This is a genomic window from Terriglobales bacterium (assembly GCA_035764005.1).
In the GTDB taxonomy this organism is placed as follows: Bacteria; Acidobacteriota; Terriglobia; order Terriglobales; family Acidobacteriaceae; genus Gp1-AA112.
The window spans coordinates 44571-61534 of record DASTZZ010000124.1; the positions used below are offsets into that span (position 1 = coordinate 44571).

Below are 16964 nucleotides of genomic sequence, written 5' to 3' on the forward strand. Positions count from 1 at the left end.
AGAGAGTGTTCATGTAAAGTGCCTTCGATGCAACCCGAGAAATTTTTTTGGCATGAAAATGCGAAGAAAACTTTTCGCAAAAAATCGGCGGAAATTTATCGATTCACTGAGCGCGCGACTCAGATCCAGAGTTCTCCTTGCGCGACTTCCACACAATATCCACCGACATGCACATTGATCACTTTGTCACCTGCCTTCTCGGCGCGCACATAGATGCGACTCGGACGGTGCACTTCGATGCCTTGCTCGATGATCGCCTGCTCTCCGCGCGCGAGCACACCGTGCATCGCCATCCATGCAGCGCAACATCCTGCAGCAGATCCGGTCGCGGGATCATCGCCGTTGTAGAAAGGCATGCGTGCGTGCAGCTTCGCGTCTGAGGCAATCGTCTCTTTCGTGACAAAGTAGAAGAACCTTCCATTAGTACGTTCAAGATATTCAGCCATGCGGCTCCATGGTCCAGCCTTGCGAATTGCGGCGAGTGATGTGACAGGAACGATGGTGAAGGGCAAGCCCGTGGAGAAAGTTTGCACCGGAAGGTCGGCAACGAGTTCGTTCAGCGCTAATCCACTTGCATTAGCAACTTCTTCTTTATTGTGCACCTTCCCTGCTTCAGGATCGCGTTGCCGCATCTCGCCGAATGATCTTCCTGATTCTTCACGACGAAAGTGCACGGGAATTCTTCCGACGTTCAGATCGAGCCAGATTTCATCATTGCCGCCGAAGCGATGCAAAAAGTACGACGTACCAAGCGTCGGATGTCCGGCGAAGGGAAGCTCTTCCTGCGTGGTGAAGATACGCACGCGCGTTCCATTGCTTCGCTCTTCTTCCAGCTCTCGCGGAAAAATGAAAGTTGTTTCCGACAAATTCGTTTCGCGCGCGATGGCCTGCATTTGTTCCGTCGTGAGTCCGCGCGCGTCGGTGATGACCGCGAGCTGATTGCCTTCGAGTGGACGATCGGTGAAGACGTCCATGAGAACGTAGGGGAGACGACGGCGGGTGATGTCGATCATGAGGTCCATGGTAAACGTCGGGACTCTCTCGTTTGTCATTCCGAACGCAGGCGCACGCGAGCCTTTCGCGTGAGCCCGAGTGAGGAATCCCTTCCAACTTACAGGCAGTACAAGAAGCTTCTGTCCCTTTGTTCTCACCACGGAGACACGGAGAACACGGAGAAGGCGTTGAGAATGGCAGGACGCCTATCAAACAGGGACATGTCGTTGGATCGAAAATTTGGCTAACTAACGCGCCCAAACAGCAGCGATTGATCACGAACGAACAATCCTGACGTCTTCTCCGTGTACTCTGTGGCTCCGTGGTGAGAACTTTGGTCCGATCCATAGGGATTCCTCGCGCCAACATCAGGCGCTTCGGAATGACAAGACAAAAAAAGCGAATCGCGCTACAATTGAGCGCAATCGAATCATGCGAATGAGCTTCCCAGTCCGGCTTTGTACCTGCTGTTGTCAGGAGTCTACTTAGAGCTGCCGACCGGGAACTCGTCCCACAAGTTCTGAAACCCACCCGGCTTGGCGCCAGGTGGGTTTTCTATTTTGAGTTCCGATACAAGGAGATTTATGAGTACAGAAACGACTGTCAGCCGTATTCCTCGCATCAACGAACCTGCCCCGGAGATCGAAGGCAAGTCAACCCATGGCGTGATTCACATCACCGACTACACCTCGAAGGGCAAGTGGGTCATGCTGTTCTCACATCCCGCCGACTTCACTCCTGTTTGCACCACTGAATTTGTCGAGTTTGCCCGCCGCCATGCCGATTTTGAGCGCCTGAATGTGCAGCCTATCGGAGTCGCCGTCGACAGCGTCTATGCGCATATCGCGTGGATTCGGAACATGGAACAAAACTTCAAAGTGAAGGTTCAGTTCCCGGTGATCGCAGATCTCGATCAGAAAGTGGCGAAGGCATTCGGCATGGTGCATGAAGCTGTGAGCGATACAGCAGCAGTTCGCGCCGTCTTCTTCATCGATCCGAAGAACACGATTCGTGCTCTGCTTTATTATCCGCAGAATCTGGGCCGCAGTGTCGACGAACTCTTGCGTGTCTTCGAAGGACTGCAGACCTCCGAGCAGAACGCTTGCTCGATCCCGGCGAATTGGAAGCCGGGCGATTCAGTCATTATCGGGGCACCGATCACCCAGGCCGACGCCGAGAAGCGCGTAGCCTCGAACGGCAACGGACTCGAAGTGACCGACTGGTACTACACAAAGAAGAAGCTGTCAGCGGCAACGGCCAAGGCCAGCTAGCGCCGGTTTTGCGTTTCTTGTCTTTACGGGTGGAATGCTCTTAAGCCTGTCATCCTGAGCCCTGCTGTTGGGGCGAAGGACCTCCCGGGATGCTTCGGAGTTAAACTGCACTCGCTAGGCTCTCGGCCAAGAATCGATGTTTCTTCGTGCAGGAGCCATGCCGGCAGCAATTCAAGAGCGATACATCACGGGAGATCCTTCGCCCAAAAGGAGGGCTCAGGATGACAGGCTTAAGAGTTGTGGCTTTCCAACAAGCTTGAAGCCCTCACCCAATGCTGAGGGCAGGATCCCCAACGTTGAGCACCGGTCGCCAAGTGGCTAAGGCACGAGCCTGCAAAGCTCGTATCGCCGGTTCGACTCCGGCCCGGTGCTCCAACTTCTTCCACGCCGAATCACGTCATCCAGCTCTCCTAGCCAACGGCTCGGGGCGGAATGCATCTCACCAAAGGTAAGTACGTTGTCCTGAGGGCCTGTTTTGCCGGCCTGCTGAGCTGCACCTACCACTCTGTTGGAGGAGCGGGTGAAGATCACCATCTTCGGGCTCACGATTTCCTCATCCTGGGGAAACGGACATGCCACGCCCTATCGCGCCATCATCAAAGGCCTTTGTCGGGATGGGCACGAAGTCCATTTTTACGAAAAAGACGTTCCGTACTACGCCCGGCATCGCGACTTTTCCAGCAGCCCGCATTGTGAACTAAAGCTCTATTCCGATTGGGATTCGGTGCGGACTTCCGCCCTCGCGTGTGTGGCCGGCAGTGATGCCGTGATTTGCTCGAGTTTTTGTCCAGAAGGAGCTCGCATCATCGACGAGGTGCTCGACGTTGATGGCCCAATAAAGGTCTTCTACGACCTTGATACGCCAGTCACACTGGGAGCACTCGAACGCGGCGGTGTTGAATATCTTCGCTGCGAGCAGATTCCGAAATTGGGTCTTTATCTCTCCTTCACCGGCGGCGGAACGCTCAACGAACTCACGTCGCATTGGCATGCGCAGCTGGCTCTGCCGCTGTACGGATGCGTCGATCCAGAAGTCCACATGCGAACGACAGTCCCGCCGGAGTATCAGTGCGATCTGAGCTATATGGGAACCTATGCCGCCGATCGTCAGGACAAGCTGGAACAGCTATTCCTCGAACCCGCACGCCGGGCCTTGGGGAAGACCTTCGTTCTTGCGGGATCGATGTATCCATGGGGATGGCAGTGGCCTACAAACGTGAAGCGCTTTGAGCATGTGTCCCCGGCTGATCACTCGGCCCTCTACTCTGCCTCGCGGCTCACGCTGAACATCACGCGCAGGGAAATGGCGCGCTGGGGATATTGCCCATCCGGCCGATTCTTTGAGGCCGCCGCGTGCGGCACGCCGATCGTGACCGACTGGTTCGAAGGATTGGACTCATTCTTCGATCTTGAACGCGAGTTGATAGTGGCAAATTCAACGGAAGATGTCTTGCACGCGCTCGAACTTCCCGATTCGGAACTGGCACAGATCGCACAGCGAGCCCGCGAGCGCACGCTTAGGGACCATACCGGCGAACATCGTGCGCGGGAGCTGGTTGCCGCCATCGAACAAGCTGCAAGCGCAGATCACTCACGAGCAAGGAGCGAAGTCGCATGATCGGAATTATTCCCGCAGCCGGCGCCGGACAGCGCATTCAACCACTTGGTTGCTCGAAGGAGTTGCTGCCCGTCGGATGCCGCGTAGTCGATGGAGTGGAGCGCCCGAAAGCTGTGGCCGAGTATCTGGTCGAACGCATGATCGCCGCCGGTGTCGAGCAGATATGCATGGTGATCTCGGCGGAGAAGACCGATCTCATCCGCTACTTCGCCGAGCGCAGCTACGCCGCAGAAATCTTCTACGTCGTGCAGCAGAAGCCGCATGGGCTATGCGATGCGCTGTTTCGCGCCGAAGCTTTCGCGCGACACCATGACTCCGTGCTGATAGGGCTTCCCGATACCATCTGGTTTCCAGAAAAGGGATTCCGTCCTACACTTTCGCTCCTCGAAGGCGGCAAGGCGGATGTCGGGCTGCTCCTATTCCCGGTAGACAATCCGGACGCCTTCGACGCCGTCGTCTCTGACGACTTCGGCTACGTACAGGAAGTGGAAGTAAAGCGTGCCGACGCGCACTCGCACTGGATCTGGGGAGCGGTGACAACCACCGGCAGCGCATTCCATGATCTCAAGCTGCTGTGGGAAGCGCGCCATCGCGAAGACGAATATCTCGGCTATCTCCTGAACGCCTATATCGCCGCCGGAAACATCGTTCGCTCCACTTGCTCCGGCGAGATTTACATGGACGTGGGAACCCTGGATGGCTACCATCAAGCGCTGAATTTCCTGCGCTCCCGTCCGCCGCTGCGGGACGAGACAGCCAAGGCCGCCTAGCAAACAGAACCGCCGGCGGTAGCCGGTGGGCCGGAGACGGCCGTATCGCCGACTCCGGAGCATAAGACGCTGCGAGCATTTTCGTGACGCGCAGCCGCAACACAAGCGGCTGCCCCACCGGCTACCGCCGGCGGTTCCGTTCTTCAAGCAACCATTCGAGATTCGGGTAAAACTCACCAGTCGAGGCAGAAATTTCGCGAGATCCATTCTTCGGGAGACCAAGATCCATCCGCAAATCAGTTACTTACAAATACATGCCACTGGAAGCAAAGTTGCTCGTCGTCAACTTGGGTTAAGTCATTCCTCGGAGTTTTCCCATGCAAGAAGAAACGCCTCACATTGAAACATCCTCCCCCAGTTTTCGGCTTGGAGCCTTACTTATCGTTTTGCTCGCTTTCATCGGGCTGCTCGGATATGCCGTCCACGAGCGCAACGCCGCCCAGCAGGTCGCGGCCGAAAACGCTCAAACCGCTGCGGCTTTGAAAGATACCCGCAGCCAGATCGAAGCTCTCACCGCCAAGCTCGACGCGTTGACGGCACCACCAGTGCAAGCGGCAGAGCCGCTGGTCAAGCATTTGAGCCATGCCCGAATGATCCCTGCGGTGCGTCACGGTAAGCCCGATCCGCGCTGGAAGCGATTTCAGACGCAGCTAGATTCACAAGGCAGAGCCATCGATCAGACGCGTCAGGACCTCTCCTCCACCCGCACCGAACTGCAAGGCTCAATTGCCACCAATCACGAGCAGATCATCGCGCTCCAGCGCAAAGGCGAGCGCAACATCTATGAGTTCGACATCAACAAATCGAAGCAGTTCTCGCACGCCGGACCGATCGGAGTGAGCTTACGTAAAGCGAATACCAAGCAGCAGTACGCCGATTTGAAGCTGATGGTGGACGATCGCGAGGTTTCAAAAAAGCACCTGAACCTGTACGAGCCGGCGTTGTTCTATGCAGACAGCGTCGAACAGCCGATGCAGGTGGTGATCAACAGCATCACCAAGAACCACATACACGGCTATATCAGCACGCCAAAGTACAAGGCGTCTGAGCTGGCCGCGATGTCAAGCGATGCGCCAGGGGTTCCAGTGGGCGATTCAACGGGAAACCCTCAGTTGCATCGACGCTGAGTTTCAGACCTCAGCGAACAGGGAGGATCGAACGATTTCGATTCTCCCTTTTGCCTTTGCTAAACGTCGAATAATCGATAGGGTGCAGATGGCGTTCTGCCCATCAATAACGGCAGGGCAACGTTGTAGACAGGGATGCCTCCTGTCGTCGTTCCCTCAAGGCTGCCGTGATGCGCGTGTCCGTGGACAGCGAGAATCGCCTGATGACGGTCGATGACTTCTGCCAAGCGTCCACTGCCCAAATAGGGATAGATTTGCTCCGGCTCACCTTTCACGGTGGCGACAATGGGCGCGTAGTGGGTGATGACGATTCGCTTCTCGGTGCGCAGCATCGATAGTGCGCGCTCCAATTTGAGCGTTTCATCGACCGCGCTCTGCACGAAGGCTTTTACTTCCGGCTCCCCAAACGCGGTTAGCACGCCGCGGCCGAAGCCGCCGAGAAAGCCTTTCGTTCCCGCAAATCCGATGCCGTCACGCTCGTAACCGCTGCCGTCGAGGAGCTTCATCCCTTCGGCGATCATCATCTTTGCGAGCTCCTCGTGTTTGCCGGCCTCGTAATCGTGGTTACCGAGCACCGCCACGATGGGCACGCGCAGGCGCATGAACGTCGCCAGCAGGGACTCCATCTCTTCCGGTTTTCCCAAATTGGTCAGGTCGCCGGCAAGGATGAGCAGGTCGGCTTCATCACGCAGCCGGGTCATCTGCTCGCGGATGCGGTCGTAGCTCTGGGGAGAAAAATGAAGATCAGCGATGGCAGCGATTCTCATACGTTCTGGAATGCGCGAAGACGCTAGTCGTTGTCATTCCGAGCGAAGCGAGGAATCTCTACTATTCCCGTGCAGCCTGGGTTCAGTAGGGATTCCTCGCTTCGCTCGGAATGACAAGGCGGAAAGGACCTCCTCACGCCGCAGGCTCCTTTATATCGATCTTCGGCTGCGCTTTATCCCTATATTCCTCCAGCAGGTTCTGCAGCTTCCACTCCAGCACATCAATCGAGAACATCTTTTCGTCGATCAGGCTGCCTCGGAACTTTGCTTCGGAATCCGGACTTTCGAGATCGGCGCGGAATTTCGTGAGCAGCTCGTCCCACACCAGCATTGGCACCGCGGCCGAGGCCGGGTAAATGTAATGGAAGAGCACCAGCGACCAGAGCAGCATCTGCCAGTGGTCGCCGATTAACGAGAGTAGCCGACTCCAATCCATGGTCGTGCCAGCGGCATAAACAATGTGGGCAATGTCCGAGCCATCGAAGCGTTCGCGAAAAGCGACAAAAACTTTGGACGCGATCAGCTCTTCCGGAGCGAGTACCTTCGTAGGAATCCCCAGAACTTCGGAATCGAAGCTGCGGTCGATCCACGATTGGTCTACGCGGATTACGGCATTGCTCATTCCCGAAATGAGATCGACAAAGTAATCGCCACGGCGTATCTTGCAAAGCCAGACTGGATCGCAGATCTCGGTCTGAAAGCCACGTTCTTCGAGAAGGTCGAGCGCCGGAGAGACTTGTTCGGGCGTAAGAAAGATGTCGAGGTCCTTGGTGTCGCGCCAAATGCCTGTATGCTCATGCAGCGCGAAAGCACCGGAAATGACATGCGGGACACCCTGCTCGTTCAGCAGCAGCATCACTTCCCGAAACAGGTTTTCCTGCTCGGGCGCGAATTTCGGCGGCTCCGACGAACTGACCGGTAATGGCTTGTCCTGAGGCACGGCTTAACCTTAGATGTGCAAATTCGGGCTGCATGTTGCGGTGGAATAAGAGAAAATCAACCCGGGAACGGCGAACACGAAGTTCATGAAGGCAACAAGGTCACAACGCTCCGTGATCTCTGGTTTCGGCTCCTTCCTGACCTTCGTGTTCGCCGTTCCCCAGCATCCCATGTGAAGGAGCGTTCGTGGCCAAGAAAGACACAGTCATCGAGATCGAAGGCAAGCAGCTCAAGCTCTCGAATCTCGACAAGGTGTTGTATCCGGCGGTGGGATTCACCAAGGGGCAGGTGATCGACTACATCGTCCGCATTGCGCCGGTGCTGCTGCCGCATCTGAACGGCCGCCCGCTTACCCTCAAGCGCTATCCGGAAGGCGTGGATGGAATGTTCTTTTACGAGAAGAGCTGCCCAAAGCATCGCCCGGACTGGGTGCAGACAGCGCCGATCTGGAGCCATGGTCGCAACGATTACATCCAGTTTTGCCTCGCCCAGGACATTCCCACATTGGTCTGGGCCGCCAACCTTGCCGACTTGGAGCTGCATACCTCGTTGTCGCTCGCGAAGAAGATCGAAGAGCCCACGATGATGGTTTTCGATCTCGATCCCGGTCCGCCCGCGGATATCGTGCTCTGCTGCCAGGTAGCATTTTGGCTGCGCGACATCTTCGATCGCTTCAATTTGAAAGCCTTCCCTAAGACCTCCGGCTCCAAAGGCCTGCAGATTTACGTTCCCCTCAACACACCGGTCACGTACGACGAGACCAAAGGCTTCTCCCACGCTCTGGCGCGTCTGCTCGAAGAGGAGCACCCGGATCTGGTGGTGTCTGAGATGAAGAAAACTTTGCGCACGGGAAAGATTTTCGTCGACTGGAGTCAGAACGATGAGCACAAGACTACGGTCAACGTTTATTCACTGCGCGCGAAGGAACGACCGACTGTATCCACTCCGGTGGCTTGGGAAGAAGTCGAAAAGTGCCTGAAGAAGAAGGATGCGAATCTGCTGGTCTTCGACTCCGCTCAGGTGCTGGCGCGCGTGGCCAAGATGGGCGATATCTTCGAGCCGGTGCTCACGCTCAAGCAGCGACTGCCCAATGTAGCTGAACTCGGCGGTAGGACTGAATCGGCTGGCGCGACTCGCGCGAACTCTCCAGCAGAGCCGAAATCCAAAACGGGACATAAGAAGAAGAGCGCCAGATCGACGGTCAAAGCCGAGAAGAGGGCTGTCTAAGCCCAAGCCTGCTTTCCGACTCGCAATGTAATATTGCAACGGTGAACAGCAACTTCTCCATGCACAAAGTCCACATTGGAACCTCGGGTTGGGCTTACTCTTCGTGGAAGCCGGATTTCTATCCGGCGAAAACGCCGTCGAGCAAGTTCCTCGAGTATTACTCATCGCAGCTCAACTGCGTCGAAGTGAATTACACGTATCGCGCACGTCCGGCAGTGCAGACCTTGCAAAACTGGGCTGCCTCTACGCGGGAAGGATTTACGTTCGTTGCCAAAGCCCATCAGCGCATTACACACATTAAGCGGTTGGTCGACGTCGATCAGGATGTGGATTCGTTCTTCGCTTCCCTGCAGCCTTTATTGCATGCGCGCAAGCTTGGTCCAGTGCTCTTTCAATTGCCGCCGAACTTGAAAGCGGATGCCGAGCGCCTGGCGAAGTTTCTTAAGGGTCTTCCGAAAGATGCGCCAAGCGCGATCGAGTACCGCAACCCAAGCTGGTTCGACGAGAAGATCTATGCGCTCATGCGCGAGCACAACGTCGCGTTGTGCATTGCCGAGAGCGACGAACTTGCGGTACCGGAAGTCTTTACCGCCACCTTCGCTTATTATCGGCTGCGCAAATCCGACTACACAAATTCAGAAATAGAGGAAATAGAAGAACGCTTGCGGGCGGCTGCGCAGGAGCACGACGTTTATGCATTCTTGAAGCACGAAGAGACGGCGGAAGGTGCGATCAACGCGCGCAAGCTGTTGGAGAAAATAAACCGGGGGTGAACACGAAGGCCACGAAGGACACAAAGGATTTTGCTTCTCTCATTGCGGCGAATGGTCAGGCCCACATCTCGGGGGTGAACAGAAGAGAAGGCATTCTCTGATAGGTACTGCGCAATATCATTTTTGAGCTCGTGCAGATTGCTCATGCCGAAACTAGTTACCCGCTTTGAAATAAAGAAGAAGAACCTTCGTGAACTTCGTGCCCTTCGTGTTCACCCCAGGTTTACTGCTTAGGAACGTCAGTGCGCTGCACGAGCGCCAAAGACGACAATATCCTTGATGTCGAACCAGCATGCACTCTCCGCTTTCGTTTCGTACTTGAAGGTGGAAAAGGGGCTGTCCAGGCTTACCGCACTCGCATATGAAAGCGACTTGCTCCAGCTTGCGGAATTTCTTGAGGTTAAGAACCGCTCCCTCCAGAACGCGACCCGTCCCGATCTTCTGGCCTTCTTAGAGCAGCTCACTGCCAATCGCGTCGAGAGCCGGAGCCGTGCCCGCAAGCTCTCCGCTATTCGGCACTTTTACAAATTCCTTCTGCTGGACAAGCGCATTAAGTCTGATCCGACACTGAACATCGAGAGTCCTCGCCAGTGGAAGGTCCTGCCCAAGTCACTGGCAGTCTCCGACATTGACGAGATGCTAGCGCGCGAGCAGACGAAACCACAGCATCCGGCCTTGGCATTACGCAATAGCGCGCTGCTGGAGTTACTGTACGCGACCGGAATGCGCGTTTCAGAGATCGTCAATTTGCGACTGGAAGACGTCGACCTCGCCGGCTCGAAGGCAATTGTGCGCGGTAAAGGAGATAAGGAGCGTCTGGTCCCGTTCGGTGTGTCTGCACAGAAAATCCTGGAGACGTACCTGCGGGAGGCTCGTCCACAGCTTTGCCGCACACGAAGATCGCCATTGGTGTTCGTTGACCGGAACGGAACCGGCCTTACACGTGAGCGCGTCTGGCGCATTGTGCGCGAATCAAAGCTGGACCGCAAGGCGAGTCCGCACATGCTCCGCCACAGTTGTGCCACGCACATGGTCGGCAACGGCGCCGATCTGCGGACGGTGCAGGCCATCTTGGGACATGCCGATATTTCTACTACTCAGGTCTATACCCACGTGGCGCTCGATCGCCTTAAAGAGGTCTACAAGCGACATCATCCGCGCAGTAAAAAGCACGCTGGAGCAGCGCAAAGGGAATCGGCTTGACAGCACATTCACGCAAAGAAGCTCGCATCGAAGAGTTCCTGCGATGTTTGGAAATTCAGCGCAACGCCTCCAGACATACGGTTCTGGCGTATCAAAAAGACTTGATGAAATTCCGGGAGCACCTCGGGAAGTCGGCGGACTGGAGCAAAATCACTCATCAGCAGATCCGTGGATTTCTGGCCGAGTTGATGGCCAATGGGTTGAGCAAACCTTCGGCTGCTCGGGCGCTCGCCTCGCTACGATCGTTCTATAAATGGATGGCCCGCGAAGGCTACGTTGAACAAAATCCGGCAGCGTTGGTGTCGACTCCAAAGCTGGCGAAGAAGCTGCCGCGGGTTCCCACAATGGAACAGGTGAACGGGCTGCTCGATTCTTCACTGCCGGAGAATGCGGCTTTCCCGGCGCGTGACCGCGTCATTTTCGAATTGCTGTATGGATGCGGCCTGCGAAATTCCGAGCTGATCGGAATCGAACTTGACGACATTAGCTGGTCGAACGAGATCATTCGAGTGCGCGGCAAAGGGAAGAAGGAGCGGCTGGTACCGCTCGGCGATTCTGCCGCTGCTTCAATTCGGGAATATACGTCTGAACGCCAGCGGATTCTGGAGAGTCGCCGCCGGAGGTGTTCAGCGCTGCTGATCAACCTTCGCGGCGGGGCGCTCACCACGCGCAGTGTGGGTCGAATCGTGAAAGCGATCGCTGTTGCTCGCGGCCTCTCACCTGACGTCCACCCTCATACACTCCGCCACGCGTTCGGGGCGCACATGCTGGAAGAAGGCGCCGACCTGCGAGCGATCCAGGAACTGCTCGGGCACGCACGACTATCGACCACGCAGCGTTACACGCAGCTCACTTCGGCGCACATCACGCGGGTGTACGACGAAACCCATCCCAAGGCGCGCTGAACGATCTAGGCTGAAGCCAACGTGTGCTCGGGCTTTTGCTCGCCTCTCAACTCCAGCCACATGTCCATCACTCGTTCTCTCAATTGAGCCGTCAGACTCTCATAGGTGTTCTCCGAAGCATTGGTCGCAGATGGGGGATCGAGCGGCTTCCCAATCTGAATCTTCAGATCCTGAAAGAGTCTGATTCCTCGCCCACGGCCCCAGGCTTTTTCGAATCCATCGATCGCGACGGGAACGATCGGCACATGAACATGAGTAGCGAGAATGGCTGCGCCTTTTTTGAAAGCCTTCGGCTCGCCGGAGATGCTGCGTTCACCTTCAGGGTAGAGGACCAGCGCCTCTCCCTGCCGCAGTCCGTACGCGCCGGCGCGCATGGCTGGGATGAGGTTCGCGTCAGGATCGATAGGAACGAGTTTCATCGTGCGCGCAATGCGTCGGCGAATGCCATCACCGAAAATTTCGCTGGTGCCAACATAGAACATCTTGCGGAAGATTCGAAATGGGAAATAGCTCATGATGAGAGGCGCGTCCATGAAGCTCTGGTGATTGGGAGAGAAGATGAACGGGCGATCTTGCGGAATGTTGTCGAGTCCGCTGATCTGGATGCGATAGAGAAGTTGGCATACGTATCGTGCCAACCTCGCCGCAACGAACCAGAAAACTGTTGAGAACGGAGAGGGTTTGAGTGTCTCTTTTACCTCCTCGTCCGAGGTCTCCGAAGCAAAAACGGCGTCCCATCCCGTGCGTTGTGAAGTTGCGCCTCCACGATGTTGAAGCAGGGTGTTGGTCAGTTCGCGCACGGAATAGACGTTCGCAAGGTCGGATTCCTCAGCGTGCGCCGCGAGCGCACCTTCGAGGGCCACGACGAGTTCCACGCGTTCCATCGAATCCAAGCCGAGGTCGAGCTCGAGATTGTCGTCTGGATGAATCTCGTTCTGCTTCTTGCTTGCGTGGCGAATGACTTGCATTGCCTTCTGAACGTCATCCTGCGCGAGCCAGAGGCGATCTTCATCAGTGAATTTGCGCTCTGCTGAGATCGCCTGTGCCGCATCTCCCTGAATGGGACTTTGTAGAACACGTTTGCGGATCTCGAAGCGCTTAAGTTTGCGCGTAGTCGTACGCGGCAAATCGTCCTGCCAGATGTCATAGCTGAGAATGCGTTTTGTACTCGGAAGTTGCGCCGAGAGCCCTTCGATGTCGAAACGCAGTACTTCACGCGCGTTGACGACTTTGCGTTCGCGGAGAACATCGAAATTGGGGACGATCACAGCGTGTAAACGCTCGGCGAGTGGCTCGCCGGGAGTGCTTTCAATGCCCATCACGCAGATGTCCTTGATCAGTGGCGATTGCAGATAATGTGCTTCGATCTCCTCGGGATAGACGTTCTTGCCGTTGCTCAAAACGATCACATCTTTGCTGCGCCCGGTCACGAAAAGATTGCCTCGAGCATCGAGGTAGCCGAGATCCCCAGTATGAAGCCATCCATCTTTCAGAACTTCGGCTGTAGCGTCCAGTCGGTTGTAGTAGCCCTTCATCACGATGGGGCCGCGAATCAGGATTTCGCCCGCGCCGTTCTCAGCGTGTTCCGATTTGGCGATACGCACTTCAGTACCGGGCAGCGGCTTGCCGACGGAGCCGAGCAGGTTCTCTCCCGGCGGAGTAAGAGAAGCTGCGCCCGAGGTCTCGGTGAGGCCGAAGGCTTGCAGAACATTGAAGCCCATGTCTTCGAGATCGCGTCCTATTTTGGGATCGAAACGCGAGCCACCGGTGATCAGGTACCGCATCTTCGCGCCGAGCCGCCGATGCGCTTCGGCGAAGAAGAGCTTTCCCGGATTGAGACCGGTGATTCGCCCTGCTCGTCCTAAGCGCAGCAGTAAGCGAAATGCGATCCATGCAGCTCGCCCGCGGGTTTGCACCTGCTTCATCACCCGCTCGTGGATCAGGTAAAAGAACTGTGGAACGCAGGCGAAGAGCGTAATCCCGCGCTCTTCGAGCGCGCGCAGCAGCTCCGTTGTGTTCAGCGTCTCGAGATAAACTACCCGTGCGCCAATCGAGAGCGGCAGGAGCAGATTCCCCATTTGCGCCAGTGCGTGGAAGAGAGGCAGCACTCCCAGAATGGCATCGTCCGGACCCACATCAAGAACTTGGAAGACGCTGTCGGCTTCAGCATTCAGGTTTTTGTGCGTGAGCATCACACCTTTAGGATCGCTGGTTGTGCCGGAAGTGTAGAGGAGCACGGCCAGATCATCCGCAGAGCTGCCGGGTTGAACGAGTTCGGGAAGACTCTTACTCAGGACTCTGTCGAGAGTTTCGTGTGTACCCTCGGTTGTGCAGTCGATGACATAAACCCGGCCGAGGGCTGCCGGCTCCACGCTTGTACAGGCATTCCAAGCCGCACTCCCGATTTCGAGATGAGCAGCATCAACAAACAAAAGAATCGCGCCGCTGTCTTTCAGCAGCTTTGCTACCTGGTCCGGCTTGAAAGCAGTGTCTAAAGGAACCGCCACGCAATCGGCGGCCATGATGCCCAGGTACGTTGCGACCCATCTCGGCCCATTGCTCGCCAAAATCGCGCAGCGTGATCCCGGTGCAATCCCCGTGTGCTGCAACCATGCGCCGAGATGTTCAGCCACGCGCCGCAGTTCGGCGTAGGTGTAGCTCTCCTCGCGCGCAGACGATTCGTGTGCACGTTGCAACTCCACCGCAATACGCTGGGGATACTTCGCGGCGGTTTCGACGAATCTGCGATAGAAGCTTTCCATCTGGCGGCGCGGGGCTGACCGGAATCGGCGCGGGTGAAGCGAACCTCGGAATTTCTGACTCGCATCTTACTTAGCTCTGGTACCGGAGGACAACCATGCAAAGCGCCAAGGAGTTATTCATCCACGAACTCACCGACATGCTCGACGCCGAACAGAAGCTGGTCACAGCATTGGGCGAGCTCGCCGAAGATCATGCCGAGGAGCCGCAACTGCAAAAAGGGTTTCAGGCACATCAGAAGCAGACTGAAAAACAGGTCGAGCGTCTGCAGCAGATTTTTGAGGAAGTCAGAGAGGAAGCCGAAGAGACCGAGTGCAAGGGGATGAAAGGATTGCTAGAAGAGCGCAATTCATTCAAAGAAGAAGAGGAACCGGCGGAAGATATCCTTTCGATATTCGATGTAGGCGCCGCAATCAAGGTCGAGAGCTACGAGATCTGCGCTTATAACTCGCTCATCGAAATGGCGAAGCAATTGGATCTGACCAAGGCAATTCGTTTGCTGAATCAGAACCTCAAGGAAGAGCAACAGACGAAAACCAAGCTGGAAGCAATCTCGCGCAAACTAAAACCCGACAATCTCGGCATGGAAGAAGAGGGCGAGGAAGAGCGTCCGGCGCGCCGGACCGCGGCATCGTCGCGCGGGAAGTCGCGATCGAGAAGAGCGGCGTAGACCTTCAGGAACGGCGAACACAAAGGTCACGAGGGAAACAGAAGAGGTCACGAAAAACCTGATTACCTCATGTGTTGCCTTCGTGACCTTCGTGTTCGCCGTTCTTGGTTCGCCGTAAACGCAAAATCCCTTCCAGTTGTCCTCTGTTCTCGCACGAACCAGAACAGAACCACTGGAAGGGAAGACGTTTTGGGGTGGATGGCCTACGCGTTGCCGCGCACGACGTTCGATGCCTGCAGCCCCTTGGGGCCTTTCAGCAGTTCGAACTCAACCACTTCGCCTTCGTTCAAAGTGCGGTAGCCGTTTTCCTGGATTACGGAAAAATGGACAAATACGTCCTCGCCAGTGGAGCGCTGAATAAATCCATAACCCTTGGCTCCGTTGAACCACTTCACTGTACCCTTCTCCTTAGTAGTACTCACGCAAACTCCTTTCGCCTCGAATCAAAATCTCCCCCGATGGTTCCCCAGGCTGGTTCTCCCAAGACTGCCAACGAAGCGAGTTGAAGAGGTGAGACTCATCCGCGCTCAGGCGCAAAAAGAAAAGCCGCTTTCGCTGTGAACGATTGCAGAGCGCTTTCGTCCCAGCAAAACCGGCGTCGTCTCTTTATCGACTGCGACAGCGAACAAGAACCTCAACCTCGAAACCTGTCGTGCAAAATCTCTGCTTGTTTTAGAAGAGTTCGTTACGCGACATGCATACTGCATACAAACGAAGGGCATGATATTCAGAGACAAACGATTTTGTAAAGCAGAACTTTCGCGAAAACGGCAATAAAAAACGTTTTAATTGCGCGTGTACACAGTAACCGTGCGTGATTACCGCCATATAAAATTGCCAAATCGATTCGGCATTTCCCAGTTTCTCTGCCGCGTTTCACAATTCAGCCTCATAAAACAATAGAAAAATTTAAATAGACGCATCTCCGTGGTGAAAAAACCTCCGTAACCGAAAGACCTGAGCGACTCTCAGCTGTAGCTCTGCTAGGCTTCTGATGACTGATGTCCACTACGCCAGAGCCCGGAATCGCCGCCTCGACTCCAACAGTCGCCGAGACAAAGATTACTCGGAAGCTGCGATTGCGCATCGAATCGGAACTCCGGAAACCGGAGAACGCTGGATATCTTCGCCAAACGGCGAAATATCTGATGCACACGGAGGTGCATACCTTCGCCTTCAGCGTGGCGGCCAATGTGATTCTGTCATTCTTTCCCTTCGTGATCCTGTTGCTCACGGTTACGCGGCAGGTGTTCCAGTCGCAGATGATGTATGACGTGGTGCTGCAAGTCCTGCGCAGCTACTTGCCAGCCGGGCAGGATTTTATCGTGCGCAGCGTCGTCGCTCTGACTCCGCATCGCGGCATGAGGTTGTTCTCGCTAGCCATGCTGCTGGTGTCGTCGACCGGCGTATTTGTTCCCTTGGAAGTGGCGCTGAACCAGGTTTGGGGATTCACGACCAATCGCAAGTACCTAGGCAATCAGGCGATCTCGCTGGCATTGGCCACCGGATGCGGCCTTCTGGCGCTGATCTCTGTGGCGATAACCGCGAAGAATCAAACGTGGTTGCTGGCTATTTTCGGATCCAAGGAGAATCTGCTGTTCCGCGGAATTGGTTTTCTAATCATGAAGTTCTTCGCCTTCGCTGCCAGCATCGCGATGTTCTTCCTGATCTACTGGCTGCTGCCCAATGGAAAAGTCAGCGCGAAATCCGTTGTGCCGGGTGCGGTTCTCACCGGCCTCATCTGGGAGCTCAGCAAATACCTCTACATCCTCGCGCTGCATTGGCTCGATTTTCCGGAAGTGTACGGGCCATTTGCTCTATCCGTCACACTGATGTTCTGGGCCTTTGTCTCCGGCCTTCTGCTGCTCGGAGGCGCGCAGTTTAGCGTTTTGCGCGCGCGTCAGGTATCCTCCAGCCTCATATAATCGGCTCAGAGCAGTC

At 55.9% G+C, this 16964-nt stretch carries 15 protein-coding genes and 1 tRNA gene; 11 read left to right on the top strand and 5 right to left on the bottom strand.

Going from position 1 to position 16964, the window contains the following annotated elements:
- Positions 1-119 precede the first annotated feature (119 nt).
- Complete coding sequence (locus VFU50_20535; GenBank protein ID HEU5235257.1) at positions 120-1052, bottom strand: PhzF family phenazine biosynthesis protein; 933 nt, start codon at positions 1050-1052, stop codon at positions 120-122.
- 525 nt (positions 1053-1577) lie between these two features.
- Here VFU50_20535 and VFU50_20540 point away from each other — a divergent pair.
- The 5 genes from VFU50_20540 to VFU50_20560 all read left to right on the top strand — a co-directional run bounded on the left by VFU50_20540 (position 1578) and on the right by VFU50_20560 (position 5779).
- A complete protein-coding gene (locus VFU50_20540; protein HEU5235258.1) occupies positions 1578-2264 on the top strand; it encodes a peroxiredoxin in 687 nt (228 codons plus the stop codon).
- Between the two features lie 300 nt (positions 2265-2564).
- A tRNA-Cys gene (locus VFU50_20545) sits at positions 2565-2639 on the top strand.
- Positions 2640-2784: 145 nt separating this feature from the next.
- Positions 2785-3882, top strand: coding sequence for a glycosyltransferase (locus VFU50_20550; GenBank protein ID HEU5235259.1), 1098 nt, complete (start codon positions 2785-2787; stop codon positions 3880-3882).
- Positions 3879-4652: a sugar phosphate nucleotidyltransferase gene (locus tag VFU50_20555; protein HEU5235260.1), complete on the top strand. Its 774-nt coding sequence runs from the start codon at positions 3879-3881 to the stop codon at positions 4650-4652. Before VFU50_20550 ends, VFU50_20555 begins: the two co-directional genes overlap by 4 nt.
- Before the next feature lie 317 nt (positions 4653-4969).
- Entirely contained in the window at positions 4970-5779 is an 810-nt protein-coding gene (locus tag VFU50_20560) for a hypothetical protein (protein ID HEU5235261.1), read from the top strand.
- A gap of 59 nt (positions 5780-5838) precedes the next feature.
- Here VFU50_20560 and VFU50_20565 read toward each other — a convergent pair whose 3' ends face one another.
- Both VFU50_20565 and VFU50_20570 read right to left on the bottom strand, forming a co-directional pair.
- The gene (locus tag VFU50_20565; GenBank protein ID HEU5235262.1) at positions 5839-6546 is read right to left on the bottom strand and encodes a metallophosphoesterase; all 708 of its coding nucleotides are present in this window, start codon (positions 6544-6546) and stop codon (positions 5839-5841) included.
- Between the two features lie 133 nt (positions 6547-6679).
- Entirely contained in the window at positions 6680-7486 is an 807-nt protein-coding gene (locus VFU50_20570; GenBank protein HEU5235263.1) for a nucleotidyltransferase, read from the bottom strand.
- 185 nt (positions 7487-7671) lie between these two features.
- Here VFU50_20570 and ligD point away from each other — a divergent pair, with 185 nt between their 5' ends.
- From ligD to VFU50_20590, 4 genes are all read left to right on the top strand, one after another.
- Entirely contained in the window at positions 7672-8712 is a 1041-nt protein-coding gene (gene ligD / locus VFU50_20575; protein ID HEU5235264.1) for a non-homologous end-joining DNA ligase, read from the top strand.
- Positions 8713-8753: 41 nt separating this feature from the next.
- A complete protein-coding gene (locus VFU50_20580) occupies positions 8754-9485 on the top strand; it encodes a DUF72 domain-containing protein (protein ID HEU5235265.1) in 732 nt (243 codons plus the stop codon).
- A 279-nt stretch (positions 9486-9764) separates the two neighbouring features.
- A complete protein-coding gene (locus tag VFU50_20585; GenBank protein ID HEU5235266.1) occupies positions 9765-10688 on the top strand; it encodes a tyrosine recombinase in 924 nt (307 codons plus the stop codon).
- Positions 10685-11593, top strand: a complete 909-nt coding sequence (locus tag VFU50_20590) for a tyrosine recombinase XerC (protein ID HEU5235267.1) — start codon at positions 10685-10687, stop codon at positions 11591-11593. The genes VFU50_20585 and VFU50_20590 overlap by 4 nt, the downstream gene beginning before the upstream one ends.
- Positions 11594-11598: 5 nt before the next feature.
- Here the strand turns inward: VFU50_20590 and VFU50_20595 are convergent, their stop codons facing one another.
- Complete coding sequence (locus tag VFU50_20595; GenBank protein ID HEU5235268.1) at positions 11599-14355, bottom strand: AMP-binding protein; 2757 nt, start codon at positions 14353-14355, stop codon at positions 11599-11601.
- Positions 14356-14450: 95 nt separating this feature from the next.
- On the opposite strand from VFU50_20595, the gene VFU50_20600 reads away from it, so the two are divergent.
- Positions 14451-15023: a DUF892 family protein gene (locus tag VFU50_20600; GenBank protein ID HEU5235269.1), complete on the top strand. Its 573-nt coding sequence runs from the start codon at positions 14451-14453 to the stop codon at positions 15021-15023.
- Positions 15024-15226: 203 nt separating this feature from the next.
- On the opposite strand, the gene VFU50_20605 is transcribed toward VFU50_20600, so the two are convergent.
- Entirely contained in the window at positions 15227-15445 is a 219-nt protein-coding gene (locus VFU50_20605; protein ID HEU5235270.1) for a cold-shock protein, read from the bottom strand.
- Positions 15446-16024: 579 nt separating this feature from the next.
- Here VFU50_20605 and VFU50_20610 point away from each other — a divergent pair.
- Positions 16025-16948, top strand: a complete 924-nt coding sequence (locus tag VFU50_20610) for a YihY/virulence factor BrkB family protein (protein HEU5235271.1) — start codon at positions 16025-16027, stop codon at positions 16946-16948.
- Positions 16949-16964 lie beyond the last annotated feature (16 nt).

Coding starts and splice junctions, on each gene's coding strand:
- VFU50_20555 (HEU5235260.1), top strand. CDS start 3,879: ATGATCGGAATTATTCCCGCAGCCGGCGCCGGACAGCGCATTCAACCA.
- VFU50_20600 (HEU5235269.1), top strand. CDS start 14,451: ATGCAAAGCGCCAAGGAGTTATTCATCCACGAACTCACCGACATGCTC.
- VFU50_20565 (HEU5235262.1), bottom strand. CDS start 6,546: ATGAGAATCGCTGCCATCGCTGATCTTCATTTTTCTCCCCAGAGCTAC.
- VFU50_20560 (HEU5235261.1), top strand. CDS start 4,970: ATGCAAGAAGAAACGCCTCACATTGAAACATCCTCCCCCAGTTTTCGG.
- VFU50_20595 (HEU5235268.1), bottom strand. CDS start 14,355: ATGGAAAGCTTCTATCGCAGATTCGTCGAAACCGCCGCGAAGTATCCC.
- VFU50_20540 (HEU5235258.1), top strand. CDS start 1,578: ATGAGTACAGAAACGACTGTCAGCCGTATTCCTCGCATCAACGAACCT.
- VFU50_20610 (HEU5235271.1), top strand. CDS start 16,025: ATGTCCACTACGCCAGAGCCCGGAATCGCCGCCTCGACTCCAACAGTC.
- VFU50_20585 (HEU5235266.1), top strand. CDS start 9,765: ATGTCGAACCAGCATGCACTCTCCGCTTTCGTTTCGTACTTGAAGGTG.
- VFU50_20535 (HEU5235257.1), bottom strand. CDS start 1,052: ATGACAAACGAGAGAGTCCCGACGTTTACCATGGACCTCATGATCGAC.